This window comes from Ignisphaera cupida (genome assembly GCF_030186535.1).
GTDB classification, from domain to species: domain Archaea; phylum Thermoproteota; class Thermoprotei_A; order Sulfolobales; family Ignisphaeraceae; genus Ignisphaera; species Ignisphaera cupida.
Genome location: NZ_JASNVW010000001.1, coordinates 584,656 through 611,131, shown reverse-complemented (window position 1 = coordinate 611,131; position 26,476 = coordinate 584,656). Strand labels below are relative to the sequence as shown.

Genomic DNA, 26,476 nt, shown 5'->3' with positions numbered 1-26,476 from the left:
TTTATTTAACTTTCTATTATTAATAACAAAAAAGCTTTTAATGCTTTTAAAGCTTTAAAGCAATGTTGCTAAGAGTGTTTTTCATGTCAGGCAACAAGGAAATTGCATTAAGAGTTGAGTCTGCTAAGCAACGCGATGTTGGTAAAAAAATTGCTAGAGTGCCTAGGAAAGTATTTAAAGAGCTTGAACTTGAAGTTGGCGACTATATTGAGGTTAGAAGCAATAAGGGGGCTTCGGTTGCGCAGGCATGGCCCGCCTATCCCGAGGATGAGGGCTATGAAATAATAAGAATAGATGGGTTCATGAGGGAAACACTTGGTGTAAGTGTGGGTGATGTGGTTTTTGTTAGAAAGGCTTATGCAGTTCCGGCACAAAGAGTTATTTTAGCATTTGATGAAAGTGATTTTCTAGGTGCTGATTACGATCCTAGATATAGAGAGTACTACGCTCGTAACTTGGCTCAATACTTGAAGAGAGAACTTCTTCAAAAGCCGTTGATTAGGGGGGACATAGTAGTTTTATCTTATTTTGGCTACTTTGGAAATCCCATTAGATTGAGGGTTGTTTCTACAACCCCTTCTCAAATAGTTTATGTTACTGAATCTACGGAGATTGTTATAAGACCAGAGCCTGTGAAAGGTGCTCCTGCAGGTGTTCCTAGAGTAACGTGGGAGGACATTGGAGATTTAGAGGAGGTCAAGGAGAAGATTAGGGAGATTGTTGAATTGCCATTGAAACATCCAGAGTTGTTTGAAAGACTTGGCATAGAACCTCCTAAGGGCATTCTTCTCTACGGCCCTCCAGGTGTTGGAAAGACCCTTCTTGCAAAGGCATTAGCAAATGAAACTGGTGCTTACTTTCTAGCAATTAATGGACCTGAAATAATGTCTAAATACTATGGCGAGTCTGAGCAAAGACTTAGACAAATATTTGAAGAAGCTAAGAAGAATGCTCCAGCAATAATATTTATTGATGAGATAGATGCAATAGCGCCAAAAAGAGAAGAGGTTGTTGGCGAAGTAGAGAAAAGAGTTGTTGCACAGCTTTTAGCATTGATGGATGGTCTAGAAGAAAGAGGAAAGGTTATAGTTATTGGTGCAACAAATAGACCAGATGCAGTAGATCCTGCGTTAAGAAGGCCAGGAAGATTTGATAGAGAAATAGAAGTTCCCCCACCAGATAAAAAAGCAAGAAGAGAAATTCTTGCAGTACATACACGCAATGTTCCACTTGCTGAAGATGTTGACCTTGATAAATTAGCTGAGATGACATATGGCTATACAGGTGCAGATCTGGCTGCACTTGTTAAGGAAGCTGCTATGAATGCTCTTAGACGTTTTCTAAAGGAGCATGCAATAGATCTTGATAAACCAATTCCATCTGAACTGCTTCAGAAGCTAAAGGTTACAATGTCAGATTTCTACAAAGCTATGAAGAATATTGCACCGTCTCTTATGAGAGAAGTTTTAATTGAGGTTCCAGAGGTTCACTGGGATGATATTGGAGGTTTAGATTTGGTGAAACAGCAACTGCGAGAAGCAGTTGAATGGCCAATTAAATATCCCCAAATATTTGAGCAAATGGGTATAAGACCTCCTAAGGGCATTCTTCTCTACGGCCCTCCAGGCTGTGGAAAAACACTTCTTGCAAAAGCAGCTGCAACAGAAAGTGGCGCTAATTTCATTGCAGTTAAAGGTCCTGAAGTTCTTAGTAAATGGGTTGGCGAATCTGAGAAAGCTATAAGAGAAATCTTTAGGAGAGCTAGAAGAGCTGCACCAGCAATAATATTCTTCGATGAGATAGATGCAATAGCACCTGTAAGAGGGCATGATGTATCAGGGGTTACAGATAGAATTGTTAATCAATTACTTACAGAAATGGATGGCATTGAAGCTTTGAGAGGTGTAGTTGTAATTGGTGCAACAAATAGACCAGATCTTCTAGATCCTGCATTGCTAAGACCAGGAAGATTTGATAGAATAATATTTGTACCTCCACCAGACCTTAAAGCAAGATACGAAATTTTAAAGATTCACACAAGAAAAATACCATTAGCTGAAGATGTAGATTTAATCGAGCTTGCAAAAAGAACTGAAGGTTATAGTGGTGCAGATTTGGAAGCATTAATAAGAGAGGCTGTAATGCTTGCATTAAGAGAGGATCTAAGTCCAAGACCAATATCATTCAAGTACTTTATAAAAGCCATGGAGTATGTAAAGCCAAGTCTTACAAAAGACAGACTTGATGCATATGAAAAGATTCAAGAAGAGCTGACTAGAAAAATAATGTATATGTAAAGAACTCGACATTCTATCTTTTATAAAAATCAATAAAATCAATGTTTTGTCTATAAGCAAGGTAAATAAATACCCATAACATTTTTTTGATATATTCATCAACAATGCAAGGTGGCAATAGTGATTAGAAAGAAGGAAATTGCATATTTCATTAAAAATGAAAAATATAGACAATTCAGAAGATTGTTTCTAGATGAGCTAGATAAGGCCATTAAAAATCGGCACAGATTAGTATTAATACTAGCAGGTGATGATAGCAAAAAGCAATCCATAATCTTATCAGATATTCTTATAAATTTTTTGAGAAAACTTTTACAATATAGAGAACATGTTAAAATTTTATATACTTACCATGATGAATTTGACGATGCAAATACTAGAAAGAGTATAGTAAAATCTTTAGTTATGAGTTATATAAAGAAAAAGAAGATAAATGCTAAACTAGAGTTTTCAGTATATGAAAATTCTGATAAATATTTGGGAACAACATATCAAACTCTTATTATGGACTTAGTAAATAGCTTGAGACCTTTGGATATTGGAAGACTTGTTGGCATAGTTGAAGGAGGTGGTGTAATAGTTCTATTGGTTCCTAAATGGAGTGAGTGGCATGAAAGAAAAAACCTATTTCAGATGTCATTAACTGTTCCACAGCATCCAGAGCCTAGAAAGGTGTTTGTTAAGTGGTTTAAAGATGTTACTATGAATAGTAATGGCGTTTTTATTTATGATACCGATTTCAACGAAGTTTTAAAGGCGGATAAAGTATATGTTAAGGGTTATGAAAGAAAAGAATTGAAAATACCTAACGAGACGCGATTCCCAGTTGAATTATATAAACTTGCATTAACTCAAGACCAGGTTGAAGCTATTCATCTTCTAGAGAATTTCATTGACCTTCCAAAAAAGCCTTTTAAAAGAATAACTGCAATATTTATTGCTGATAGGGGTAGGGGGAAGTCATGTGCAATTGGAATTGCATTAGCAGGTCTTATCAAAGCCTTATTGGAGTTTAAAAACAAAGTTAGGATAGCAGTAACAGCTCCTTCTCTAACTAATGTTCAGTCATTGATGCAACTAGCTATGAAATCTCTTGAATCTATAGGACTAGAATACAAAAAACTTGAAAATAATGATATGGTGTATGAGATTAGAGGTGACAGATTTAGTATTGAGTATTGGGAACCGGCAATCATACCAAAACTTGATGTGGATATTGCTGTTGTTGATGAAGCTGCAGGAATACCTGTTCCACTTCTCCATAATATATGGAGTAAATTCAGAAGAACAATCTTTGCCACAACGATACATGGTTATGAAGGTGCTGGTAGAGGATTTTCAGTGAGGTTTCTAAAAAGAATTAAAGAAGATAAATCAACAAATCTCTTAATACTTGAAATGGAAGAGCCTATAAGATACGCCATTGATGATCCTGCTGAAAAATGGCAGTTTAGAACACTATTGCTTGATGCTGAACCAGAGGAGTTAACAGATGAGGACTTGAAATTAATTGAAGAGAAAAAATTCATTTATTTAAAAATGCAGCCTGAAACTCTATTCAGCTTAGAAAATGAGAAGATTCTGAAAAGTCTTTTTGGAATCTACGTTTTGGCTCATTACAGAAACGAGCCTGACGATCTTGCAATGATGGCTGATGCACCTCATCACAGTATAAGAGCATTGGCTCTCGAAAATGGTAAAATAGTTGCAGCTGCGCAACTAGCTGAAGAAGGTCCAATACCTAATGAATACATAGATTCTCTACTTAGAGGTGGTAAAATAGCAGGTAATATAATACCCGATAGGTTGCTGAAACATGGTAGGCTTAGAGATATTGCAGCTGGTAAGGGATGGAGAATTGTTCGAATAGCTGTTCATCCTAATGTACAGGGTAGGGGAATAGGATCCTATCTTCTAAATGAGCTTGTTAAGGAATCTATTGAAAGAGGATATGACTGGATAGGAAGTGGTTTTGGAGCAACGGATGAGTTATTACGTTTTTGGATAAAGAATGGTTTCATACCTTTACACATTTCACCTGATAGAAATCCTGTTAGTGCGGAATATACAGTACTTGTTTTGAAGCCTTTAAATGATAAGTGGCGAAAAATTGTTAACATCCTTTATAATGAATTTGTTGAGAAAATAATTGATAGTTTACATGATACTTACAGAGATTTAGAAATTGATGTAGCATTACAACTACTAAAAGCATTTAAAAGGCAAGAGGATGATTGCAAAAAACCAACTTTATCAAAAATTCAATTAGATAGATTATTAAGCTATGTAGAAGGGTATATGACCTATGAAACTTGTTGCGATGTTATAACAACTCTGATAAAGAGTTATTGGAAATCCTCAGATAAATGTAGAATATTAGAACCATTAGAAGAAAAGTTAATCATTCTGAAAACATTGCAAGGCTTATCCTGGGAACAATGTGCAAATATATTGGGTGTTAAGAAAGTTAAACTCATAGAGGATATGAGAAAAATTGTGATAAAACTTCTTAAACAGTTTTTCATGATAAATGAAGAAAATATAGACACGCTTTTGGGTAAGGTATCATTAGAAAATTATGGAAGTGGGTAAGATTAATGGTGAAATGGAGCAACATAGTAGAGGAATTATATAAAAAGAGTGAAGATATTTACATGCAGTGTCCTACATGTTCAACCCCAAGCTATTGCACAGATTATCTAGAACCAGAAAAACCATTCAATATAATCTCGTTAAATAATTGCTGTGCTTGTCTCTTACAATTAATTCTTGATAACACTCCTAATGTGGTAATGTTCCACTTTATAGGCTCTGGAGATGACAATGAATCATTTTATATTCTAGATGATGTGTTTTTAGATGTAACAGAGGATAATGTCGTTGTAGTACCTCTAGACAAAATAAATGAGTATATTGAAAGTATAGAGGAGCTGGATTCAGAAAAAGCAAATATCATTAGAAACCTAATTGCTAATAAACTTGCTTAAGCTCAGCTTTTACATTATCATTAATTTTGATCATAGCATAGAATCCCCTTGACAAAGGTCCAGGATTAACTATTACAGTTTCTTCAATTTTATCTATACATCGAGATTCGTGAACATGACCAGATATAGCAACTATGGGTTTATATTTCTCAATGATTTTCCTTACTGCAGTAGAGCCTATGTGTTGTCCATTATAGGCGAGATCACATTTTGTGTTGTATGGTGGAGTATGAGTAACTAGGATAAGTTTATTTAGATTCTTGTTTAAGTTCTTAGCTCTTTGTAGAGAAGCTTCAAGTTTTTGCTCTATAATTTCATCTGGGGTCTCGAGAATAGTATTGAAAGGAGTTATATTTGAACCTCCAAATCCAGCAAAAAGATACTCTTTGTACACATAGATGTTTTCATGAATATTTATAAACATATCACTCTTTTTACTAGCCTCAATATAGTGCTCTAAATAATCAACATTTCCTGGCACAGCAATAACTTTTGTCACTTTAAAGCTGCTTACATAGCTCAAGAACATGGTTATGTATTGTAACGTGCTAATGTGTTGTCGATATGGTGCAATATCGCCACAAAAAACAATTGCATCAACATTTTCTTTAACACTGCTCAATATCTTTTTTACATACTCTAATTTCCCATGAGCATCACTAAAGATGATTAAACTAATAGTGTTACTCATCTGGCTCCACCCCATGTTTCACTACATCATGTAACAAATCTAAGCCACTTTCATTATCTACCATGTATAAACCTTTTCTTAAAGCTTCAAGAGGTTTTGGTTCAAAGCCCATAAACTCAGCAGCTGTTTCTATAATGATGTGTGAGTTTCTTATATTTTGAACTAGAGATGCGTAATTCTCATCGCGAAATGCATGGTGATCAAGAATAAGATACTTTAAAACATTGCTATTCTTATCTATGAATGTTTTGAGAAAGTTTAGCGAATGATGTAAATCTTTTTCTGAAAATGCATACCCCATTAAATATGTTGGTGGACCATCTACTATAGCTACATAAGGTTTACAGAAATCGTATATATAAGAATGTTCTTCATTAGTACCACCTTCTATATCTGATGTAAAGAGAAATTCATATTCATCTTTGATACACACCGAAATTACATAGCCAAGTCTTGTATTAATACCATGTGGTAGGGGTTTGCTAAATACTATTTTGTTTGTTCCCATTTCAATTATTTTTTGATCACATATTACAATGTTTTTTGCAAAATTTTTGATTATACTTATGAAACGTTGTGCTCGTAATTTTTGTGAAAAGTTTATGTTCTTTTCAAAATCTTTTATCAATATTGTTTTCCCTTTGAAAAACGTTGGATCTAAAAATTTTCCAGGATCGTGATGATCATAATGATAATGTGTAACTATGATATATTCGGAATCTCTTAGAAAATTCTCTATTTTGTTAAAGGTCTCTATAAGTTTCTTAACCTCTAATTTATGTGGTGGTAAACCATATCGTTTAGGAGCTAGTGCTGCTGATGGATCTATGAAAATATTTGCATGTTTTGTTTGAATAAATGTTGCCTGAGATCTTACACCAAAACTTTCAAAACCTATTAAAACAATATTCATTGTTACACACTTTTCTCTGTAATGAACACTGTTAATGCATTCGCAAGTTCTTTGTCATTGCACGCTATAGTTGTTTGAACATGTATAATTCTATCACTTTTGCCAATAACACAAGATTTTATCTCTAAATCACCAAAAGTTTCTGGTTGTGAGATAAAGTTAATTGTATGAGAAATAGCTACTAAATACTCATCGTCAGATATTTGGGTTTTAGCAACATTTTCTGCAGCTAGAATTGATAACAAAGCTAGTGCTGAACCATGGACATTGCTATACTGGTCTAAAAAATCTGGCACTAGCTCATGTAATATCTCAATACATTTATTTTGTTTATCTTCTCTAAATTCTTTTATTCTAATTGTGTCTTTAAATAGTGAAGGAATTCCCTCTATATGAACATAACTATTAAATGACATTATCAACACAACCTCTTTCTAAATTATTTAACTACCCTTAATATATTTATCGAGCTTTTTCACATTGTTTATGTTAACCAATTGAAGCATTCTATTTAAATCTATGAATATTATATTTTCTCTTATTAGGAAATTAAGTGCCTCAGAAGTTATTGAAGGGGCTATAAGTATTCCCTTAGCTTCTAAGCCTTTTTCTCTATAAAAATCAACATATCTTTTTAGCTGAAGAGCTGCAGAAATTCCTGCTTTTTCATTCTTTACCTCTACTACAATTAATGTTCCATTCTCTTTCCTAAGCAAAATATCTATTTTTCCATACGTTGTCGCAATATCTGTTCCTACCACTTTAGCATCTGGCTCAATAATACCAGGGTTTGAAACTATCATTTTAACAATATCACTTTCTCTTCCAATTACAACAAGTTTTGTTGTAACAAGTTGGCAAATTGATATTAGATATACATTGTTAATTTCAATAAATACATCTTCTGGCGGTATTTTTCTACTCGATTTCACGAATATTTTATTATCTCGACATTCAAAGTGTATTTGTGATTTTGGGGGTTGCCAATTTAATGGCTCAACTTTTGAAGCTTCATGTATAATTAGACTACCATCAGGTTTTGCAATAAGCAATCTTGTTCCAGATGGTGCATAAGATGAAGCTCTTCCAACATATTCTATATTCATTTCCCCAACAATAATTATAACATTTCTGCTCTTAGCATTATTCAATTTTATGATTGTCTCTAGACATGAATCTTTTGGATCAATACTTATGCACTTACTCATTTACATCAACAAAACTTTTCCCTGATGAAGTTTTTAACTATTGTAGCAAAGTCATCTAAGGATTTATCAATTTTTATAGTCATGGAAGCAGCCTCTTTATGTCCTCCATAAGTAATATGAGCTATATTAGCATACTTTGATGAAAAAAGTTTGCAAAATTCTAGCGCCTGATCGTTTGTTGTACGAACAGTTAATACTATTTTCTCTCTTTCTTCTCTTATTATCAACATATTTTGTCTAATTTTCTTAATGAATTCAGATGAAGCTATTCCAAAAAGACCTGCATATATAATCGATTCTGCTGCACGAAAGATGGCTATATTCCAATTACACACATTTTCTACCCTTTCCTCAATCCTCTTTAAAAGAGTATGTAAAAGCCACTTAGCTTTAGAGTACTTCTCATTGAATTCTCTGGAATTCCAGAATTCAATTCCTTTTACAATAGCCTCAACAGCACCCCTAATTAACTGCTCATTAGTTGGTTCAACTGCTAAAACAAGCTTTATCTTATCAGCAATTTCACGAACATGCTGCTCATTTGTAGAACCACCTTCACAAACATTTGCTACTTTGATTAAAACCTGCTCGAATTCATTTAGATTTCTTATTACATTTATTGCTAGAACCTCTGGCGTTGACTGAACCTTATTCCACAACACCTTAATTCTTGGGCTAAGTTCTTGAAGTTCTTTCAACACTGATGTAGATGATAAGTGGTGATCCACGATAACAATATTTATGCTTGGATTTCTTTTCACAATTTCTCTAAGCTTATTAGCAATATTTACCCCTATGGCTAAGTCGAGTAGTATGAGAATTTCTATTGTATTCAAATTTTTAATTGATTTTTCTAAATCTTCATTTAAACGCCAGGGATGCGAAAATTTCAGCATAATATTGTTTGGCACATAGTCAAGTAGAAAATGCCTTATATACAGACCTGCTGAAATAACACCATCACAATCACCATGATATATCACCACAGCTCTTACAGTCATTATAGCACCTATAAACGCTTATTATACCTCTAATAATACTATACAATATTAAGACCTTATAAACAATTATCGTATAATAATGAAGATGAGATTTTCTAAAACGCTATAGTATAGAGCACATTGGGATTTAAAGTAACTTAAGTATTAATTATTAAAGTGAATCCAAGAATGAAAGCAAGTTATAGGACTTTAAATCCACTTTCAGAAGCCCTAAATGTGCTTAGAAAACAAAAATATCATATTATAGGTGCGCATAGCGCTGTAAAGAAGTGTTACTGGGTTCATAAAGCTCTAACAGAAAAAGCATTTTGCTACAAGGCTAAATTCTATGGAATAGAATCTCATAGGTGCATACAATTCTCGCCATCTGTTCTTTGGTGCTGGAATTATTGTCTTCATTGCTGGCGTTATCGATCTAAGGATCAATGGGATGAAATATGGTTTAAGTTTCCTGAGAATGTGGATGATCCTCGGTTTTTAGTTGAAATGGCTGTAAAGGAACATAGAAGAACAGTAAGTGGATATAGAAAATACCCTGGTGTTGATAAGAAAATGTTTGAGGAATCTCTTAATCCAAAGCATGTAGCTATAAGCTTAACTGGCGAACCAACACTATATCCACGTTTAGGGGAGTTAATAAAGGAGTTTCACAAGAAGGGTTTAACAACGTTTCTTGTTACGAGGGGTATTAGACCTGATGTTCTAGCGAATTTGGATGAAGAGCCCACACAGCTTTATGTTTCTTTAGAGTCTTATGATTCTGAAAGCTATGCTTATTTCAATAATCCAATATCTAAAAATCTTTGGAAAAAAACTTTAGAAACACTTGAACTTTTACCTAGTTTCACATCACCAACAGTTGTGAGAATAACAGTTGTAAGAGGTTTTAATATGAATGAGAAAGCTGTAGAGGCATGGGCCAAGCTTTTAAACATTGCACAACCAACTTTTGTAGAAGTTAAGGCATATATGCACATAGGAGCTTCTATAACGAGACTTTCACGTAATGCAATGCCATCTCATAATGAAGTTAAAGAAATTGCAAAGCTCTTGGGAAGTAAAATAGGTTATAATGTTGTTTCTGAAAGCATTCCAAGCAGGGTAGTGCTCTTATCAAAATTAGATAAGCCTATTATAAGATATGGCAATCCACCTATCTCATGGAATGATATTGATATAGGCGATGAAAATTCTGGTGAATATGGAGAAGCAGATAAGGTTTTATAGACTTTCAATGTATAAGATTATTATAAGAAACTAACAGCAGGTTTCTTGTAATGCTAGAAAATGTTGCTATAGATGCTAGTGGAGCTATAGTATTTTTCAATAAGATTTGTATAGATGGTCACTCAAATGGTTGCTTCATAAGATTTGTAACTCACGTTCATAGTGATCACACAGTAAATTTAAGCAAAAGCTTATTACTGTGTAAACATATTTCAGGAACTCCAATAACGCTTGATCTTCTGGATGTTCTCGGCTATTCTATTCCAAAGATTAAGAAACTACCACTTAACTATGATCAGCTTTTAGAATTTGAAAACATTAGAATAAGGCTCTATTATTCTGATCACATACCAGGTTCGGCACAGGTGAGTGTTGAGAAAGAGGGTATATTACTTGCTTATACGGGAGACTTCAAGAATCCTGGAAGCAAAACAGTGATTATAAAGGAGCCTCATGTACTTATTATAGATGCTACTTATGGTGATCCAATATATGTTAGGGAAGGGGAAGATATTATATGGCAAAAATTTGTAGAGCTTGTTAAAAAATTGCTTAGTCAGGGCTCTATATCTATGTATGCATACTATGGAAAAGCCCACGAAGTTATGATGAAGCTTCGTGAATATGGTATTGACGCACCATTTCTTTTATCACATTCGCATTGGAAAGTTCATAGGGTTTTGGAAAGGTATGGATATAGAATTCAAGATGTTTTTCCATCAGGATCCAGAGAATCTGAGGAAGTTAGAAAAACTGGGTGGTTCATAGAGGTAAACCATATTTCATCTGCAAAAAACTACAGAAATACCTCTTTCCACATAATTTTAACAGGAAGATTCGCAAAAACAATATATAGACTAAATTCCAGTAACACGTGGATTGTTGGAATAAGTGGGCATGCAGATTTTAATGATATTATCTATTATGTTGATGAATCAAAACCACATCTTTTAATAGTAGATGCTTCTCGAAGCTCATATGCAGAAAAGTTTGCATCCATTGTTGAGGAGCAGCTAGGTATTAAATCTATGGTTATGCCAAAAACAATTTTCTAGGATACTTAATTACAATAAATAAAAATTCTTTGAAAGCTTAATAATAACTTATAAGAGCGGGTCACTATAATAAGCTGAGATGTAATTAAGAGGTGCTTGAAATGGAGTACATATATGCAGTCCTCCTGCTTCATGCAGCAAAAAAAGATATTTCAGAAGATAATATCAAAAGAGTTTTAGAGGCAGCAGGTATAGCAATAGATGATATAAGACTCAAAGCACTTGTTGCTGCAGTAAAGGAGATAAACATAGATGATGTGCTAAAATCCTCATTTGCCATGCCAGTAGCACCTGTAACAGTACAGGCTACACAATCTGCAGCTGCTCAGCAGGCTCAGCAGCCTCAGAAGGTTGAGGAGAAGGAGGAGAAGAAGGAGGGTGTTTCTGAGGAGCAGTTGGCTGAGGGTTTATCAGCGCTCTTTGGCTAAAACAAGAAATTAATTACGAAGTAGAGTCATATAAAATTTAACAATGTGTTTTATTTATGACAATAATGTTTAGTTGATGAAGCATTTATGGTAAAGCCTATAAATCCATCTATTTATGTCACTAAAATGTTTAATGAAAGAGGATATAGAAGGAGGCAATGTAAGTATTGCAAGGTTGACTTTTGGAGCGTAGTAGATAGAGACAACTGCGGAGATGCACCCTGTACAGATTATACATTCTTCGATATAAAGACTAAAAGAACTTTGAGTTACAGAGAAGCAAGAAATTTATTCATAGAATTTTTCAAAAAACGAGGGCATGAAATTGTAGAGCCTAGACCTGTTGTAGCAAGGTGGAGAGAGGATCTATATTTAACAATTGCAAGTATTGTTGTTTTTCAGCCTCATGTCACATCAGGAATTGTGGATCCACCAGCAAATCCACTTGTAATTGCACAGCCATGTATAAGACTAGAAGATATTGATGCTGTTGGATATACCATGGGGAGACATCTAACAAATTTCATAATGGGTGGTCACCATGCATTTAACTATCCAACTAAACAGATTTATTGGGTTGATGAAACAGTTGAGTTTGCTAAGGAGTTCTTTGTTGATGAGCTTGGAATACCTGAGGATGAGATAACATTTAAAGAGTCTTGGTGGGAAGGTGGAGGAAATGCAGGTCCTAGTTTTGAGGTTGCTGTTGGGGGGCTGGAACTTGCTACACTAGTGTTTATGATGTTTAAGGTTGATGAGAATGGCAATTACGTGGAATTGCCTTTAAAAATTGTTGATACGGGATATGGCATAGAGAGAATAGCTTGGTTTTTGCAAAAAACTCCAACAGCTTTTCATGCTGTTTATGGAGATCTTGTTAAAGACTTTCATAAAGCATTAAATATTTTAGAACCAGATAAAGAGATTTTATATGCCTTAGTCAAGGCATCAGGACGTTATGACCTAACCAAGAAGGAGGATTTTAACAAGGTATTAGAAATTGTTTCAACAAGTCTTGGCATTAATAAAAATGATGCTTGGGATCAACTAAGAAACGTATTTGATGTCTATGCAATACTAGATCATACAAAAACCATTGCATTGATGTTAGCAGATGGTATTGTACCTTCCAATAGTGGTGAAGGATATTTAGCAAGACTAGTTATTAGAAGAACCCTTAGAAGATTAAGCAAATTAGGTGTTGGCATTCCACTTGCTGAGCTTGTTGCTAAGCAATTACATTACTGGGGAGATATGTATCCGCATATGATTAAGTATAAGAATAGAATAATTGAAATTATTCAAATAGAGGAGGAGAAGTTTAGAGAAATAATAGCAAAGGCTTCTTCAATTGTTGAAAAATATGTTAAAAGAACTCCATCTATAGATGAACTTGTAGAACTCTATGATTCTCATGGCTTACCACCAGATATTGTATCTCAAGAAATTGAGAAAAGATATGGAGTGAAAATTGAAATTCCAAGCAACTTCTATTCTCTTGTAGCTTCTCGTCACAGCAAACCAAGGGTTGTCCGAGAATTTGAAGAAGTTAAGCTTCCTAGGGATGTTGTTGAATGGGCTGAGAAGCTACCACCAACTAGGAAACTTTTCCATGAGGATCCCTATCAAAGAGTGTTTAAAGCTAAGGTCATAGATGTTTATAAAAACTATGTTGTTCTAGATGCTACAGCTTTTTATCCTGAGGGTGGTGGTCAGCTAGGTGATATTGGTTACATAAAGACAGATAAGGGCATATACAAAGTTGTTGATACTAAAAAAGTTGGGGATGTGGTTATACACATTGTTGAAGATTCTAAAGGATTGACAAGTGGTATGGAAGTTGTAGGTGAAATCAATTGGAGTGTGAGATACAGAAGAATGAGACATCACACAGCTACTCACATAATTCTTGGTGCATTGAGAAATGTTCTAGGAGATCATGTTTGGCAAGCTGGAGCAGAAAAAACAGAATATAAGGCAAGACTTGATGTAACTCATTATAAAATGCCTTCACCAAAAGAAATTGAAGAAATAGAAAAAATTGCAAATAGTGTTATTGATATGGGATTGAATGTTAGTGTAAAATATATGGATAGAAATGAGGCTGAGAAAAAATATGGATTTGTTCTATACCAAGGTGGAGTACCCATGACACCAACGATAAGAGTTGTTGAAATACCAAACTGGGATGTAGAAGCTTGTTTTGGTACACATGTTAGGAACACTATGGAGGTGGGGGCAATAAAGATAGTAAATGTAGAGAAAATAGCTGATGGTGTAATAAGATTTGAGTTTGTAGCAGGAACAGCATTATCGGATTACGCAAAACAACTTGAAAACAAGCTTTCAAGTATTTCTAGCATGCTAGATGCAAGTATTGAAAATGTTGATAAAAGGGCTGAAAGTATAGTAAAGCAAGTTCAGATGCTAGAAAATATGCTTAGATCTTATAGAATAATGTATGAGGGTTTGTTAATAGAGCAAATAATTAAGAATAGTGAAGATTTGGGTAACTTTAAAGTATTTATATTGAAGCCAGAAATTCCCGATGAGGAACTTCTAAAAAGTGTTATTGTAAAGGCTATAGAGAAAGACCCTAAGCTTGTGCTTATTGTTTTACAGCCTAGGAATAATAGAACGTTTATAGAGATATCACTTGGCAGGGAAGCAGAAAAATATGTTGATGCAAGAGAATTTGCTAAGGTTATATCTAAGAAGGTTTTGCTAAAAGCAGGAGGAAAAAGAGATCATGTAACTGGTGTGGTAGAGGCTTCAGTAAAAGATGCTGAAAATATCGTAAGAGAGGCTATTAAAGAGATGACAAAATGATAGAAGTTTATTAAAAGAAAATATTCTATGGTTTTACAAAAACATTGTATTCTATGTTGCTTTAAACATGCTATACTTTATTCTTATATACTCAGAAAGCTTTTTATCTTCAGTCAAGGCACTAACAATTTCTGGATTTTCATTGAGTGTTACAAGATAGTCTTCTACACCACGAACATGCAGCAACGAGCCTCTAATGCCTTTTTCCATTTGAACATATCCTTTATTGCTTAACTCCTTCACAGCACTTCTCACATCATCGTAGCTGGGTATATTCTCTTTTAGTGTTGCATTCATGCCTTCTATCTCCATACAAATTTCTGTTAACCACAAACGCTTATATAACCATAAAACCCTAAGAACATCACCCATAGTCTTTTCAATACCTCCTTTAGCACTTAAAATTGTGGTTATGTCCATTTAAATCTACCTTGGAGTAACCAAAACACGTACCCAGTTATTATTTTTTCTTGCTACAATTATCAGCAAATAAGTTGTAGCCGTGGTTCTGTTATTTAGGAAATCCATCTGTATATAGTGAATGAAAAATCAGTATTATTACATGAATAGAAATATAATTGAGTAAAGATAAGCATTAAGATCATTGTCAAATTTTTAGTGGTTATTAGAGTCGAGTGCAGTTAAATATATTAACTTAGCAACAAATTTTTTATGCAAACTTTTTCATAAAAATGTAGGTATATACTATGAGTTTGCAAATTGAATCACAATCTGAGCAAAAACAATTGCAAAAAGTCGTTGAGGAGAAAAAAGATTTGGCTGTTTGGGAGGAGGCTCTAATACAAGAATTTATTTATGCTATTGCCCACCTCAACCATGTTGAGCAGCATCTGATAGAATCTGATTCTAATGTTGGGACACCGATATTTGGAGACATTATTGATAGCTTTAGAGAGCAGAGAAAGATTGTTGGTCAAGTAATGTTTGTGATAGAGAAGCTAGAGGCTATGAAGAGTGGTAATGTTAATATTAGATCGTCGTGGGAAAGCATATGGTGTGCCTTGAAACATTCAACAACAGCGCTTATTCATGTTGATGAATGTATAGAGAAATTGTTGAAGAAATTAAAAGATAGTAACAACGTTGAGTTGATGGAATATATAAAAACACTTTTAAGGGTTCGTGGAAATTTGTTGAGGGGAATAATGAACATGTTACAAAGAAGTAAGGTAGCTGCAAATATCTTAACTGAAGCAAGTATGCGTTGTCGGGAGGATTTGTGTTTAGAAGAGGTTGAAAAACATTGAAGTGCTATGGATATGCCTTGATACAAGTGGCTCGAGATACTCCAAGAAATGTTAAAATGAAGATATATAGGATCATGAATGGAGCTGTTGTTACAATAAAGGGCAGAAGATATAGATCTAAGGGAATGGTAAAAGATATGAAAGGAATAAAAATTAGTGGCTCTTTATACATGTTTCCACTGGAGTATATACCAATAGTTTTAGAGAAACTTTCTGAAAAGAAATTGGATTCCTTTATAAAAATAATTGAAACATGTAGGTGTAGCTGTGACTAACACAGATGCATTTTCATTTTCAGTTATATCAATATATCAATACTGTTTAGTGTTGTAATGCCTAGAACTTAATTTATTTTGTTACATCAATGCTTGTAGCAGAAAAACATTATAAAATATTGTTAATAAAACATTTTATGACATATCAAAACTCATTTTACATAATTTCTTTAAACTAAATATGTCAAATTGGAAAAGACTATAAACTAGCTGAAAAATATAATATTGAAATAAAATGTTTCAAAGTAATAAATTTAGAATAAGCAAAGAATCTAAAAATATATCAGATTTGGTAAGTGAAGCAGCTGAATTGTATAATAGCTATCGAGGTAAAGAAGCCCACATAGAGATACTGAAAAGCGATGATAATGAAGTGTGGGCTTTGTTTAAGGGGCATTTCTGCTATACCTGTGGAGTTAATGATTGGATAGAAGATTTTAAATATACTCTTGAAGATGTTGGTATTGAAGCGGATTTAGATAAAATTTTAGAGCCTGAGGATAGTGAGAGCTCCTGGAGAATTGGTGTATTTAAGATAAAAGAGGTGAAGCCTCTTGACAGAAGAACTCGATGAGAAAGATAAAAAATTAATTGAAAAATTATCTGAAAATGCTAGAGCAACATATACAGAACTTGCAAAAGAACTTGGACTAAGTGATGTAGCAGTTATTAAAAGGGTTAAAAAGTTAGAGGGTAGAATCATTAAGAGATATACCATAGTTGTTGATCCTCGCAATCTAGGATTTAGAGTTGTATCCATTACTGGAATTGATGTTGATCCTGATAAGTTATTCAATGTAATTGAAGTAATTAAAAATAAGGAATATATAAGGGGTTTATGGCTTACAACAGGCGATCATCCATTAATGTCAATTATATGGGCTAGAGATGAAGTTGAGATGGCCAAGATACATAAAGAGCTTGCAAATATCGATGGTGTAAAAAGAGTTTGTCCTGCTATTGTATTGAAAACTGTGAAAGAACTTGATAAGGGATTTTACATAGACTAATCCTTCTTCTCACCTAACGTCAAAGCTTTCAATATCTGCATTATAAGATCCTCTAAAGATTTTCCACTCTCTTTTGATATTGGAGGAGACACTTTTTCTCCCTTCATAGCCTTCAAAGCTCTTTCCTCAAATTTTTCAAGAATTAGCTTAAGCTCAAATTCATACATAACTCCTTCATATTTTTCTTGATACTTGACAGTATTGTTGTTATCAACATAAAGCACAATTGTTGTAGGTGATGCATGCACATCAAATTTCTTAAAAGTTTCTGCAGCAGCACTTGACCTGCATTCTCGTGCAAACCAATCACAAAAAACTATCACAAATTTAAATCCCTTATCCTTTTCCTTTATCCATTTATCTACAAATGGGTACCAAATTTCATCATATCTTCTACATGCAGAGCACTTAGCGTTGTCAAAGTATATCACATACACACCTTTTTCGAAAGGTTCAAAAGCACCTCCATCACTTCTCAACAATTTCCACATACCTATTCTATCATCATAAAAGTATATTCCATGTGGAGATGAACTATCAAGACGTTTAAAAAACAGGTCTTTGCTCACTATTTTTCACCTGCTCCACTATCCATGGCTATGTACATACTATATGTTTATTTACAAAGTCTATAAGTTTTAAGTTTATGAAGTACTTATCGATAAAGCAATTAAATAGGTTATATAAACCATTTTAGATCTTACCATGGTGAAATCTCTAAGGCTTTCCATAGAGACACCTTTCTTGTCCCTTGTATATTCTTCGTGAAACTTTCTATAAGAATTCAATAACTTTGTGGCAAGATCTTTGTATTTTGGGTCTTCAATATTTATGTTATCTATTATTGTGAGCAAAGATGGTGTGTTAAAACCTAGTTTAAGTAACTCTTGTCTAGTCTCAATGGCATTCTCCTTAACAATTTTAGCCAACCTCTTCAAATTAGCCGTATTTAGTTCATTAATTAAAGTCTCTTTATCAAATACCAGAAGTCTGAAATCAGAATAGTATATTGCTTCTTCAATTTTCTCTTCGAATTCTCTAAGAGATATTGGTGGTGGTGTGAAGGGGTATTTCACATAAAAATCAGCAACAGCTTTTTCTTCTTCACCATCAAAATATGCTACGCTTGTTAAAACCTTTGGCAACGGCTCATCATCTAAGATAATTGATGTAGCCTCTAAAGCAATATATTTGAGTGCTTTGCTTGGCTTAGGAATAACAACTTTTTTATTATTAAATACAGCCTCTATTCTATCTTTTAAGGTGATATAATCAATAATTCTCATGGCGATTTCTTTCAGTGTTGAGAAGTCTATTCCCATGCTGATCAAATCACTATAAGCTATTTCATCAAGTTGTGAAAGCAGCACGAAGTCGAGATCATCAGAATTGTACTGCTCAAGAACCTTTCTAACATTGTTCCAATCCATTTTCTCTAAAATACCTGCGGATTCTGGCTCGTGAAGAGAGAAAAACTTCTTTTCACTTATTTTCTCTACACTATACATTATAGTTTCAAAAGGTATTCCAAAAATTCTTCTAAGAACTATCATGAGATATGCTAGCCCCAGCCTCAGCAACACAGAATCCTCTCTATCATCAACATCAAATAACATGCCATAAGTATAATCTCTGTATTCACCAAATGTAGTAACAGGAACGTAAATAACCTTTCTGTCATAGGTTACATAATATTTCTCACCAATTTTAACAATTCTTGGCTTACTTGAAATTAGATGCCACAAAACTCTGTTTGGAATTTTCTTTAATTCTCCAAATCCATTTCTAGGAGTATATACTGTTGCTAGCACATAGCTGTGGAGTTTTCCCCTAGCAATATCTTTTAAAAAAGATATATCTTCTCCCCACTTCATCTTTATGTATTTATACTCTTCAAAAGCTTCAGCAAGAGCATCATGAGAGAAAATATTTATTTTTGACAAAGGTCTTTCTACAACACTTCTCACAATCCTTGAGTTTCTCCCCCCATTAATTTTAATAACCATAGCATCCTCTGAAGGATCTATACAACCAATTTGAAATCTTTCAACAAGGTCACAATGCCCTATAGGCTCTATAGGTTTGAGAAATCCTTCTTCAACTTCTAAATATCTTTTAATGCCATATGGAGGGCCAAATTCATAGAAATTTATTCTCTCCCAAATCCACTGAGCTTTTTGAATATTTATTGAACCATCCTTCTTAATTACACCAACATTTACAAGAGATTCATGTTCTTCTTCTGTAAGATTTTGTCTATACCAAGGCGTTAAAATTTTTGCTAAGCCCTTAAACAACTTGATGTATTTATTTTCAGGGTTTATAATAGCCTTTTCTAGTGGTAGTGAAACCCACTTTTCAAATGCTTCAAAACCTTTTGAAAAAAGCTCCCAGTCCCACCGCGAAGATGGTATTACTATTGTTTCTGTAAATGGTATTTCTTTACGTCTTCCTTTTCTGCCTTCTCTTTGTAGATATTCTCTAACATTTTCTGGCAAACCAATGTGTACAACTCTAACTATTGTTCCTATGTCTATTCCTTGCATAAGCGTTCTAGGACTTACAATAATCTTAATTTCGCCTTTTCTCGCCTTTTCCTCAATATTTTTTCTAAGATTCTTTGAAATTAGATGATGATGCGAAGCAATTTTATTGCCAACAATTTCTTTCATTGCCTTAGCAATTTCATCTGCTCTTGCAATACTTCTTGTAAAAACCAGTGTTACACCATCATCATTTATATACCTAGACAAAATCTCATATATGTTTACAGAAATTGAAGGAGTTTCTACTCCTAGGGCTTCAAGAAATTGCAAAACTTTGATTGCATTCTTCTTGAAATAATCAAAATCATCTAAAGCTTTTATAACATCCTCTGGAACATCTCTTTTAACAATAGAATTTCTCAAACTTCGTATCTTTTCCCAAATACTTTGTATGTTCTTGCCAAGTATTACATAAAGTCTGTTTTCAACTTTGAATGGCTTACCCTCAACAACGATACAATCCCTGCCAGTTTTATCTTTAAGATATGTACACATCTCATCTGGATTAGCTAGTGTAGCTGTTAAAACAATTATCTGTGGTTTCTTGTCACAGGTTTCAACAAGAATTTCTATTAAAGCGAGCAATAAAGAAATTTCCCTTGGAGTATAAAAATCAAGTTCATCGAATACTATCATATCAACTTTCTTAAACAAGCTATGAAGAAGTGAAGTTTGTGGTTTAATCAAATACTTTTTGAACTCATGAAAAAGAAAAGCAGGGTTCGTAACAACTATATCAGCTTCAGCAATAGCTTTTCTAAGACCATTTGGTCCAAGTTTCTTAAGCATTTCATCTCTATTAACAGCATCGAGCAAAATAGTTTTAGCTCCTATAGCATTACAGTACATTGATATTCTATTTATTTGATCATTGGCCAAAGCCAGTGTTGGGTAAACAGCTACTACAGTAAAATCATCATTCTTGAATTTTTTGTAGAAGTAAAGAAACCAAGCCTCGGTCTTACCCGAACCTGTTCCAGAGATCAAAACCAGGTTATTGCCATTCATCAAAGCCTCTAGTGCTTTAAGTTGATGATCGTACAAAGACTTGTTTGCAAGCCAAATACCATGTGTTTCAAATTCTGGTATAATGTCTTTGAATAGTATGTTCATTGTTGCAGGTTCTTCAGAAGGCTCTATTTTTTTGATGTACTCATATCCAAGGTTTTTGAGAAATTCCTCACTATCAACAATGTTCATATTAAAATCGCCTCGAATCAGAGAGGATTCATGACATCACCAATCAGAGCCCACCACACTCATCACTTAAAATACTCTATGTTTTTCTCATCTTTAACAGCTTTAAATATGATGCTGGTTACACTTTCCTTAATATATGGGTTTTTGAGAACTCTTTTTATAAATGAATTCAAATCATTCACATTCTTAAACAACGCTAGCACTGCTATATCAAATTCTCCTGTTATATCATATACACCTCTGACTCTAGGTTCTTTAGCTAGTTCTTGTTCAACATCTTCTATATGTGCACCATCAACCTTGAAAAGTATAAGCGCCATCAAATCATATCCAAGCTTAGAATAATCTATAGAAGCCTCACAACGCTTAATTAAACCAGCTTCATAAAGTCTCTTCACCCTCTTCAAAATAAGTGATGGAGACTTTCCAACGGCTTTCGCAATGTCTCTTACACTTCTATTGCAATTCTCTATAAGCATATTTATAATATTTTTGTCTAAATCATCAAGTTCTATACCCAAGGTTTCACGCCAATGAGCAAAATATAGCAGTTATTTAAATTTTGAATCTTATTCTAATTCAGTTCTTATAACATTTTTTCTAACTAAACTCGATAAAAGTCTCCAGAATCTCGACTCATTTAATGCTGAAGTATCAAAACCTTGCTCCTCTAAATATTGCTTCACTGCATCAAATACTAAATCAATATTGTGTCTATTCACAACACCACCTGTAACATTCCTTATAGCATTAACAATATCCTCATTGCTTGGATACTTTCTTCTTTTGCTAGTTCTACGACTATGCATAGTTTCCTCATATTCTTCAATCTCCTTTAGCACATCACTTGGAACTTCTAAAAGCTTTTTACTAAGATCTTCTTGCATCATCTCACATATCTAATTTTCAAATAAAGCTTTATATCCTTATACAAACTATGTTTATGGGATAGAACACTTATGATAATTAATGATGATGATGTTTCAAAGTTTCAGGCATATATAATCTACGGAAAAAACATAAATGAGATATTGAAGAGAATAATAAATTATCTTAATGGGTGTAGCAATATAATTAGTGATAGCAAGTTAAAGAACTATTTTGATATTGTATGTACTAATAGTTCTCCACAATATGTGGAATTTTCAGATATAAAAATGTTAAATGATATAATATTGAGGTCTGAGCTTGGCAAAGGACTTGTGTTAAAAGCTGAGTCACCTAGAAACGATGTCTACGCAATAGCATTTATACCCATTAACCAGCGAAATAAGGATGTAGCTAGTAAGTAGGGTGATGTTTTTGCCAAATCTTGGGTTTAGAATTGATGGTGTTAGAGCTGAAAGGTATAGCTTAGAACCAGTACCTCAACTAAACATAAACATGAATTTGATGTTTGGCAAACCGGAGAAGAGAGATAATAATTATGTCCTAGGCTTTGTAATAAAAATTGATTGTAATCCACCAGTAGCTTCTATTGATGTAAAAGGTGTTGTAATGGTATCTCCAATAAATGCTGATGAAGCTAAGGTGCTTGGTGAAGAATTTCAAAAAGGTTCTATACCATATCCACTAATACTTGCTGTCTACAGCTATGCGCTACCAATAATCTCATTACTTTCAAGAGAAATGGGCTTGCCACCGCCGGTGCAACCACCGCCACAAACACAACAGACACAACAAAAACCCATTGACTACCATCTATAGATGTAGAACATAACTTGCTATGTAAAGCCATGAAAGTGCCACTATAATTTGCAGTGTTGTTGTTGCTAAGGCAATTCTGAGCCACTTACCCCAAGTAATTCTGATTCTCCTCTTTTCAGCAAGAGAAACAGCAATTATATTTGCTGTAGAGCCTACAGGTGTGTAGTTACCTCCAAAAACACCACCAAAAAGCAGCGCAAAGTATATTTGATTACCTATCAATCCTATGCCATTAAAAGTCATAGCTATTGGTGTAAACGCTACTATAACAGAAAGATTATCGAGAACAGAGCTGAGAAGAGCTGATGAGAATAGCATCAAGGCTAAAAGTGTAAGAGGAGCCAATCCTATATGGGAAAAAGCATAGGCTAGCTTAGTCATAACACCAGTATATGTAAGTGTATAGCCAAACATAAACAGGAATATGAAGAATAATAATGAAGACCACTCCACAGATCTTTCAATAAATCTCGATATTTCCTCCATAGGAATTGCCAAGATTAAAGTTATTGCTATGAATACATATGGAATAAAGGATAGAGAAGCATGTGGATCTACAAAAATTTTAAGTACATTTGACAAGCCTTGGGTGATAACATCATTTAACGCTACGGTCAATATAAATAAGATGAGTATTACTAAACCTATATATATTCTTTTTAATCGAGAATATGCTTTGTTATTAGAGCCAAATTCAATTCTTTGACTTGATATATAAGCTTCTATTCTATGTTTAGACCTCATAATCTTTTCAATCAATTCTTTCATGGTTGATCTCTCAATGAAGAGTAGAACTAATACTAACACAATTAAATCTATTAATGCTAGTGGAAATGCATTTTTTATGAATTGAGTTACACTCATATTCGTTTCAAATAAAATGTACACACCTATGGGATTGCCTATAGGCAAGGCGGTGCTACCTGTGTTTGTGGCTAAAACTGATAAGATAATCAATGGTACAGCATCCACATGAACAATTCTGCTAATTTCGAAAACAAGCATAGTAACATAGATAATACTTGTTACTTCACCTAATGCAGCTGAAAGAAAGAAGGCCATAAGTGAAATAAGCAAGATTAGAATAATAGCATTACCTTTTGAAATCTCCAAAACTCTTAAAGCTAAATATCTAAAAACACCTAATTCCCTTAAAATACCTGCAAGGGTCATTGAACCTATTAGGAATACTATTAAATCCCATGCAACAGCATTTATAAGATATTGTGGTGGTGCTACACCGGTAACCAGCAATGGAATTAAAGCTAGTATTGCTGCACTTGTACGCCACTCCATTCTAATAATTGTTAATGCTATAACAAAGAAGAAAAGCGCCAAAGCTATTGTCTGTTTAATTATTTCATGAAGAGAATTAATCATATTTAAGCAAGAAACTTCAGTAGTACTACTTTCACCTCGCTCGTTACACCATTGCTTCACCATTTTCAATCCTATTTCATCGTTTCCTATGCGAATAAAATACATGAATACAAAAGACATTAGAAGCACTAAGACAAGTATAACAATTATTTTATGTGTCACTTTCATATGCTGATCACGTAGACGTTCACTCAATTTATTTTCGAATTTATAAGGTTGTAACTTAAAAATCTTAAGAGAAGTTAAAAACTTAGCTGAAGTGAAGAAGGTGCTGGAATCGGTAACAATAGATAATTACGAGTATGTTCTTGGAAGTATTATGGTGAAGGGTTTAAAGGAAAAAGGGTATAGGGTGCTTACACCTCCTCAAGTAGAGGCTTTGGAATCTGGGTTTCTAAAAGGAGATAACATTGTTGTGTGTGCTCCAACAGCTAGTGGAAAAACTTTGATTGGAGAAATGGCTCTTATTAATGCTTTTTTGAATGGATTAAAAGGTGTTTATACAACACCTTTAAAGGCTTTGGCTTATGAGAAATACATTGAGTTTTCTTTTTGGGAGAGGTATGGTGCTAGAGTAGGAATATCGATGGGAGACTATGAAGTTACTGAGGAAGAGGTTGAGAGACTTGGTCGATACAACATCATAGTTACTACATATGAAAGGTTAGACTCTATATTGAGAAGAAGACCTTATTGGATAAAAAACGTTGGTGTTATTGTTGTTGATGAGCTTCACATGCTTGGTGATGAAAGTAGGGGACATATTGTTGAAATGATACTTACAAGGGCTAAGACTCTTGGCATTCAAGTAATTGGACTTTCAGCAACTGTGGGAAATCCTGAAGAAATTGCTCTTTGGTTAAAAGCAAAACTTGTAAAGTCTTCTTGGAGACCTGTGAAATTATATGAAGTGATTACTTATAGGTTAAGTGATGGCTCATATGCAATGTTTTTGCCAGGGAACATAAATAATGCTAGCTCACCTATTGTTGTTAGTGATGTTACGCGTTATTGGATTGAAAAAGCAGTTAAAGAGGGTTTCAATGTTTTAGAATTCAAATATTCTAGAAGAGGTGTTGAAGAGCTTGCTGAGCAGTATAGCAGTGTTGTGTGTGAGTATTTGACTAGTGATGACAGAAATAGGTTAGAGGAGTTGGTTCAGTTAATGAAAGTAGAGTTGCCAGATTTTGAGTATGAGAAGCTTGAACACTTGATTAAATGTGGTGTCTCCTATCATCATGCTGGGTTAACGCCAGAAGCTAGAAGAATAATTGAGAATGCATTTAGGGAGAGAATAATAAAATATCTTGCTGCTACACCAACACTTGCAATGGGGGTTAATCTACCTGCGCGAGTAGTTATTGTAAATGTTTATTACTATAGTGGGGGTGGTAGAAAGAAGATAAGCGTTTTAGAATATAAACAACTTGCTGGTAGAGCTGGTAGACCTCAGTATGATCCCTATGGAATTGTTGTTACTGCTAAAGATGTTAAGAGTATGAGAGAATCCGAATATTATATACGTGGATTTCCAGAACCAATAAATTCTACTCTATTAAGCGAATCTGCTTTAAGAAAACATGTTCTAGCTGTTATAGCATCTAAAGAGGCTAACACATTGAATGATATACAGCTATTCTTTTCAAATACTTTTGCAGCCATGAAGATGGGTAAAGAGATTTTAAACAAAAAAATAAACAACATATTAGAACTTCTTGAAGATCTTAGCATGATTACAAAAAGAAAAGTTGTAAACAATGTTGTTTATGAGGCTACAAAACTTGGTTTAGTAACAACAATGCTTTATATAGACCCATTGACAACAACTATAATTGTTGAAGGTCTTAAAAGAAATGAGAAAGCATCAGAGCTGTACTATCTTTCATTAATTGGCATGACACCTGATTTCAGTGATGTGAATATTGGTAGAGGTGTGAGAAAAGCCTATTACGACTTGATAGATAGTTATGTTCTTTTGAAGCAGTTACCTGATGAAGATTTGGAGCAGGTATTCATTGATCAAAGAATAGATTGGATGAGAGGAGTTATGATAGGTCTTATACTGACTGACTGGGTTAATGAGGTTCCGGAAAGAAGAATTATAGAAAAGTATGGTATAGAAGCAGGTGATTTAAGAGTGATTAGAGAAAATGGTGAATGGTTAACGTATTCTGCAGCTGTAATAGCAAAAACACTTAACATGGTAACACATTCCAAAGAGCTCTTTAAACTAGTTGAAAGAGTTAAACATGGTGTTAAAGAAGATGCTTTAGAACTTGTAAAAATAAGATACGTTGGCAGAGTCAGGGCAAGAATGATGATAAATAGTGGCATTAAAAGCATTGAAGATGTTTTAAACAAGGAGAACTTAGTAATAAGATTATTCGGTGATGGTTGGGGGAAGAAAATAGTTGAAGAAGCAAGAAAAATGAAAGATATAATATGATTTCTGTT

Annotated in this window: 25 protein-coding genes; 14 read left to right on the top strand and 11 right to left on the bottom strand. The window is 33.9% G+C overall.

Going from position 1 to position 26,476, the window contains the following annotated elements:
- Positions 1 to 83: 83 nt before the first annotated feature.
- The 3 genes from QPL79_RS03395 (at position 84) to QPL79_RS03385 (ending at position 5,284) form a co-directional block, all read left to right on the top strand.
- Positions 84 to 2,297: a CDC48 family AAA ATPase gene (locus QPL79_RS03395; protein WP_285273372.1), complete on the top strand. Its 2,214-nt coding sequence runs from the start codon at positions 84 to 86 to the stop codon at positions 2,295 to 2,297.
- 120 nt (positions 2,298 to 2,417) lie between these two features.
- Positions 2,418 to 4,889, top strand: a complete 2,472-nt coding sequence (locus QPL79_RS03390; protein ID WP_285273371.1) for a tRNA(Met) cytidine acetyltransferase TmcA — start codon at positions 2,418 to 2,420, stop codon at positions 4,887 to 4,889.
- Between the two features lie 5 nt (positions 4,890 to 4,894).
- The gene (locus QPL79_RS03385) at positions 4,895 to 5,284 is read left to right on the top strand and encodes a hypothetical protein (protein WP_285273370.1); all 390 of its coding nucleotides are present in this window, start codon (positions 4,895 to 4,897) and stop codon (positions 5,282 to 5,284) included.
- Here the strand turns inward: QPL79_RS03385 and QPL79_RS03380 are convergent.
- Genes QPL79_RS03380 through QPL79_RS03360 form a run of 5 tightly spaced genes read right to left on the bottom strand, consistent with a single transcriptional unit; the run spans position 5,268 to position 9,097 of the window.
- A complete protein-coding gene (locus QPL79_RS03380; RefSeq protein WP_285273369.1) occupies positions 5,268 to 5,975 on the bottom strand; it encodes a metallophosphoesterase family protein in 708 nt (235 codons plus the stop codon). The two genes, QPL79_RS03385 and QPL79_RS03380, sit on opposite strands and share 17 nt — an antisense overlap.
- Positions 5,968 to 6,888, bottom strand: coding sequence for an MBL fold metallo-hydrolase (locus QPL79_RS03375; protein ID WP_285273368.1), 921 nt, complete (start codon positions 6,886 to 6,888; stop codon positions 5,968 to 5,970). Before QPL79_RS03375 ends, QPL79_RS03380 begins: the two co-directional genes overlap by 8 nt.
- Positions 6,889 to 6,890: 2 nt before the next feature.
- Positions 6,891 to 7,304, bottom strand: coding sequence for a hypothetical protein (locus QPL79_RS03370; protein ID WP_285273367.1), 414 nt, complete (start codon positions 7,302 to 7,304; stop codon positions 6,891 to 6,893).
- Between the two features lie 27 nt (positions 7,305 to 7,331).
- The gene (gene nucS, locus QPL79_RS03365) at positions 7,332 to 8,096 is read right to left on the bottom strand and encodes an endonuclease NucS (RefSeq protein WP_285273366.1); all 765 of its coding nucleotides are present in this window, start codon (positions 8,094 to 8,096) and stop codon (positions 7,332 to 7,334) included.
- Positions 8,097 to 8,101: 5 nt separating this feature from the next.
- Positions 8,102 to 9,097, bottom strand: coding sequence for a hypothetical protein (locus QPL79_RS03360; RefSeq protein WP_285273365.1), 996 nt, complete (start codon positions 9,095 to 9,097; stop codon positions 8,102 to 8,104).
- 168 nt (positions 9,098 to 9,265) lie between these two features.
- On the opposite strand from QPL79_RS03360, the gene twy1 reads away from it, so the two are divergent.
- From twy1 to alaS, 4 genes are all read left to right on the top strand, one after another.
- A complete protein-coding gene (gene twy1, locus QPL79_RS03355) occupies positions 9,266 to 10,324 on the top strand; it encodes a 4-demethylwyosine synthase TYW1 (RefSeq protein WP_285273364.1) in 1,059 nt (352 codons plus the stop codon).
- Positions 10,325 to 10,374: 50 nt separating this feature from the next.
- Entirely contained in the window at positions 10,375 to 11,379 is a 1,005-nt protein-coding gene (locus QPL79_RS03350; RefSeq protein WP_285273363.1) for an MBL fold metallo-hydrolase, read from the top strand.
- A gap of 101 nt (positions 11,380 to 11,480) precedes the next feature.
- The gene (rpl12p, locus tag QPL79_RS03345) at positions 11,481 to 11,807 is read left to right on the top strand and encodes a 50S ribosomal protein P1 (RefSeq protein WP_285273362.1); all 327 of its coding nucleotides are present in this window, start codon (positions 11,481 to 11,483) and stop codon (positions 11,805 to 11,807) included.
- Between the two features lie 87 nt (positions 11,808 to 11,894).
- Positions 11,895 to 14,636, top strand: a complete 2,742-nt coding sequence (gene alaS / locus QPL79_RS03340) for an alanine--tRNA ligase (protein WP_285273361.1) — start codon at positions 11,895 to 11,897, stop codon at positions 14,634 to 14,636.
- A gap of 51 nt (positions 14,637 to 14,687) precedes the next feature.
- On the opposite strand, the gene QPL79_RS03335 is transcribed toward alaS, so the two are convergent.
- Positions 14,688 to 15,056: a hypothetical protein gene (locus QPL79_RS03335; protein ID WP_285273360.1), complete on the bottom strand. Its 369-nt coding sequence runs from the start codon at positions 15,054 to 15,056 to the stop codon at positions 14,688 to 14,690.
- A 287-nt stretch (positions 15,057 to 15,343) separates the two neighbouring features.
- Here QPL79_RS03335 and QPL79_RS03330 point away from each other — a divergent pair, with 287 nt between their 5' ends.
- The 4 genes from QPL79_RS03330 to QPL79_RS03315 all read left to right on the top strand — a co-directional run bounded on the left by QPL79_RS03330 (position 15,344) and on the right by QPL79_RS03315 (position 17,189).
- Complete coding sequence (locus tag QPL79_RS03330) at positions 15,344 to 15,904, top strand: hypothetical protein (RefSeq protein ID WP_285273359.1); 561 nt, start codon at positions 15,344 to 15,346, stop codon at positions 15,902 to 15,904.
- Positions 15,901 to 16,179: a hypothetical protein gene (locus QPL79_RS03325; protein WP_285273358.1), complete on the top strand. Its 279-nt coding sequence runs from the start codon at positions 15,901 to 15,903 to the stop codon at positions 16,177 to 16,179. The genes QPL79_RS03330 and QPL79_RS03325 overlap by 4 nt, the downstream gene beginning before the upstream one ends.
- 235 nt (positions 16,180 to 16,414) lie before the next feature.
- Complete coding sequence (locus QPL79_RS03320) at positions 16,415 to 16,753, top strand: hypothetical protein (protein ID WP_285273357.1); 339 nt, start codon at positions 16,415 to 16,417, stop codon at positions 16,751 to 16,753.
- Positions 16,734 to 17,189 carry an Lrp/AsnC family transcriptional regulator gene (locus QPL79_RS03315; protein ID WP_285273356.1) on the top strand — a complete coding sequence of 152 codons (456 nt, stop codon included), beginning with the start codon at positions 16,734 to 16,736 and terminating at the stop codon, positions 17,187 to 17,189. The genes QPL79_RS03320 and QPL79_RS03315 overlap by 20 nt, the downstream gene beginning before the upstream one ends.
- Here QPL79_RS03315 and QPL79_RS03310 read toward each other — a convergent pair.
- From QPL79_RS03310 to QPL79_RS03295, 4 genes are all read right to left on the bottom strand, one after another.
- Positions 17,186 to 17,758: a hypothetical protein gene (locus QPL79_RS03310; RefSeq protein WP_285273355.1), complete on the bottom strand. Its 573-nt coding sequence runs from the start codon at positions 17,756 to 17,758 to the stop codon at positions 17,186 to 17,188. The genes QPL79_RS03315 and QPL79_RS03310 overlap by 4 nt on opposite strands.
- 75 nt (positions 17,759 to 17,833) lie before the next feature.
- The gene (locus QPL79_RS03305) at positions 17,834 to 20,935 is read right to left on the bottom strand and encodes a DEAD/DEAH box helicase (protein WP_285273354.1); all 3,102 of its coding nucleotides are present in this window, start codon (positions 20,933 to 20,935) and stop codon (positions 17,834 to 17,836) included.
- 62 nt (positions 20,936 to 20,997) lie between these two features.
- Positions 20,998 to 21,456, bottom strand: coding sequence for an Lrp/AsnC family transcriptional regulator (locus QPL79_RS03300; protein WP_285273353.1), 459 nt, complete (start codon positions 21,454 to 21,456; stop codon positions 20,998 to 21,000).
- Positions 21,457 to 21,504: 48 nt separating this feature from the next.
- On the bottom strand, positions 21,505 to 21,822 hold the full coding sequence (locus tag QPL79_RS03295) for a hypothetical protein (protein ID WP_285273352.1): 318 nt from the start codon (positions 21,820 to 21,822) through the stop codon (positions 21,505 to 21,507).
- Positions 21,823 to 21,894: 72 nt separating this feature from the next.
- Between QPL79_RS03295 and QPL79_RS03290 the strand changes: the two genes are divergently transcribed.
- The gene (locus QPL79_RS03290; RefSeq protein ID WP_285273351.1) at positions 21,895 to 22,227 is read left to right on the top strand and encodes a hypothetical protein; all 333 of its coding nucleotides are present in this window, start codon (positions 21,895 to 21,897) and stop codon (positions 22,225 to 22,227) included.
- Between the two features lie 10 nt (positions 22,228 to 22,237).
- Positions 22,238 to 22,642 (top strand): hypothetical protein, encoded by a 405-nt coding sequence (locus QPL79_RS03285; RefSeq protein WP_285273350.1) that lies wholly within the window; start codon positions 22,238 to 22,240, stop codon positions 22,640 to 22,642.
- Here QPL79_RS03285 and QPL79_RS03280 read toward each other — a convergent pair.
- A complete protein-coding gene (locus QPL79_RS03280) occupies positions 22,637 to 24,142 on the bottom strand; it encodes an ArsB/NhaD family transporter (RefSeq protein WP_350309059.1) in 1,506 nt (501 codons plus the stop codon). The genes QPL79_RS03285 and QPL79_RS03280 overlap by 6 nt on opposite strands.
- A gap of 148 nt (positions 24,143 to 24,290) precedes the next feature.
- On the opposite strand from QPL79_RS03280, the gene QPL79_RS03275 reads away from it, so the two are divergent.
- Entirely contained in the window at positions 24,291 to 26,468 is a 2,178-nt protein-coding gene (locus QPL79_RS03275; RefSeq protein WP_285273348.1) for a DEAD/DEAH box helicase, read from the top strand.
- Positions 26,469 to 26,476 lie beyond the last annotated feature (8 nt).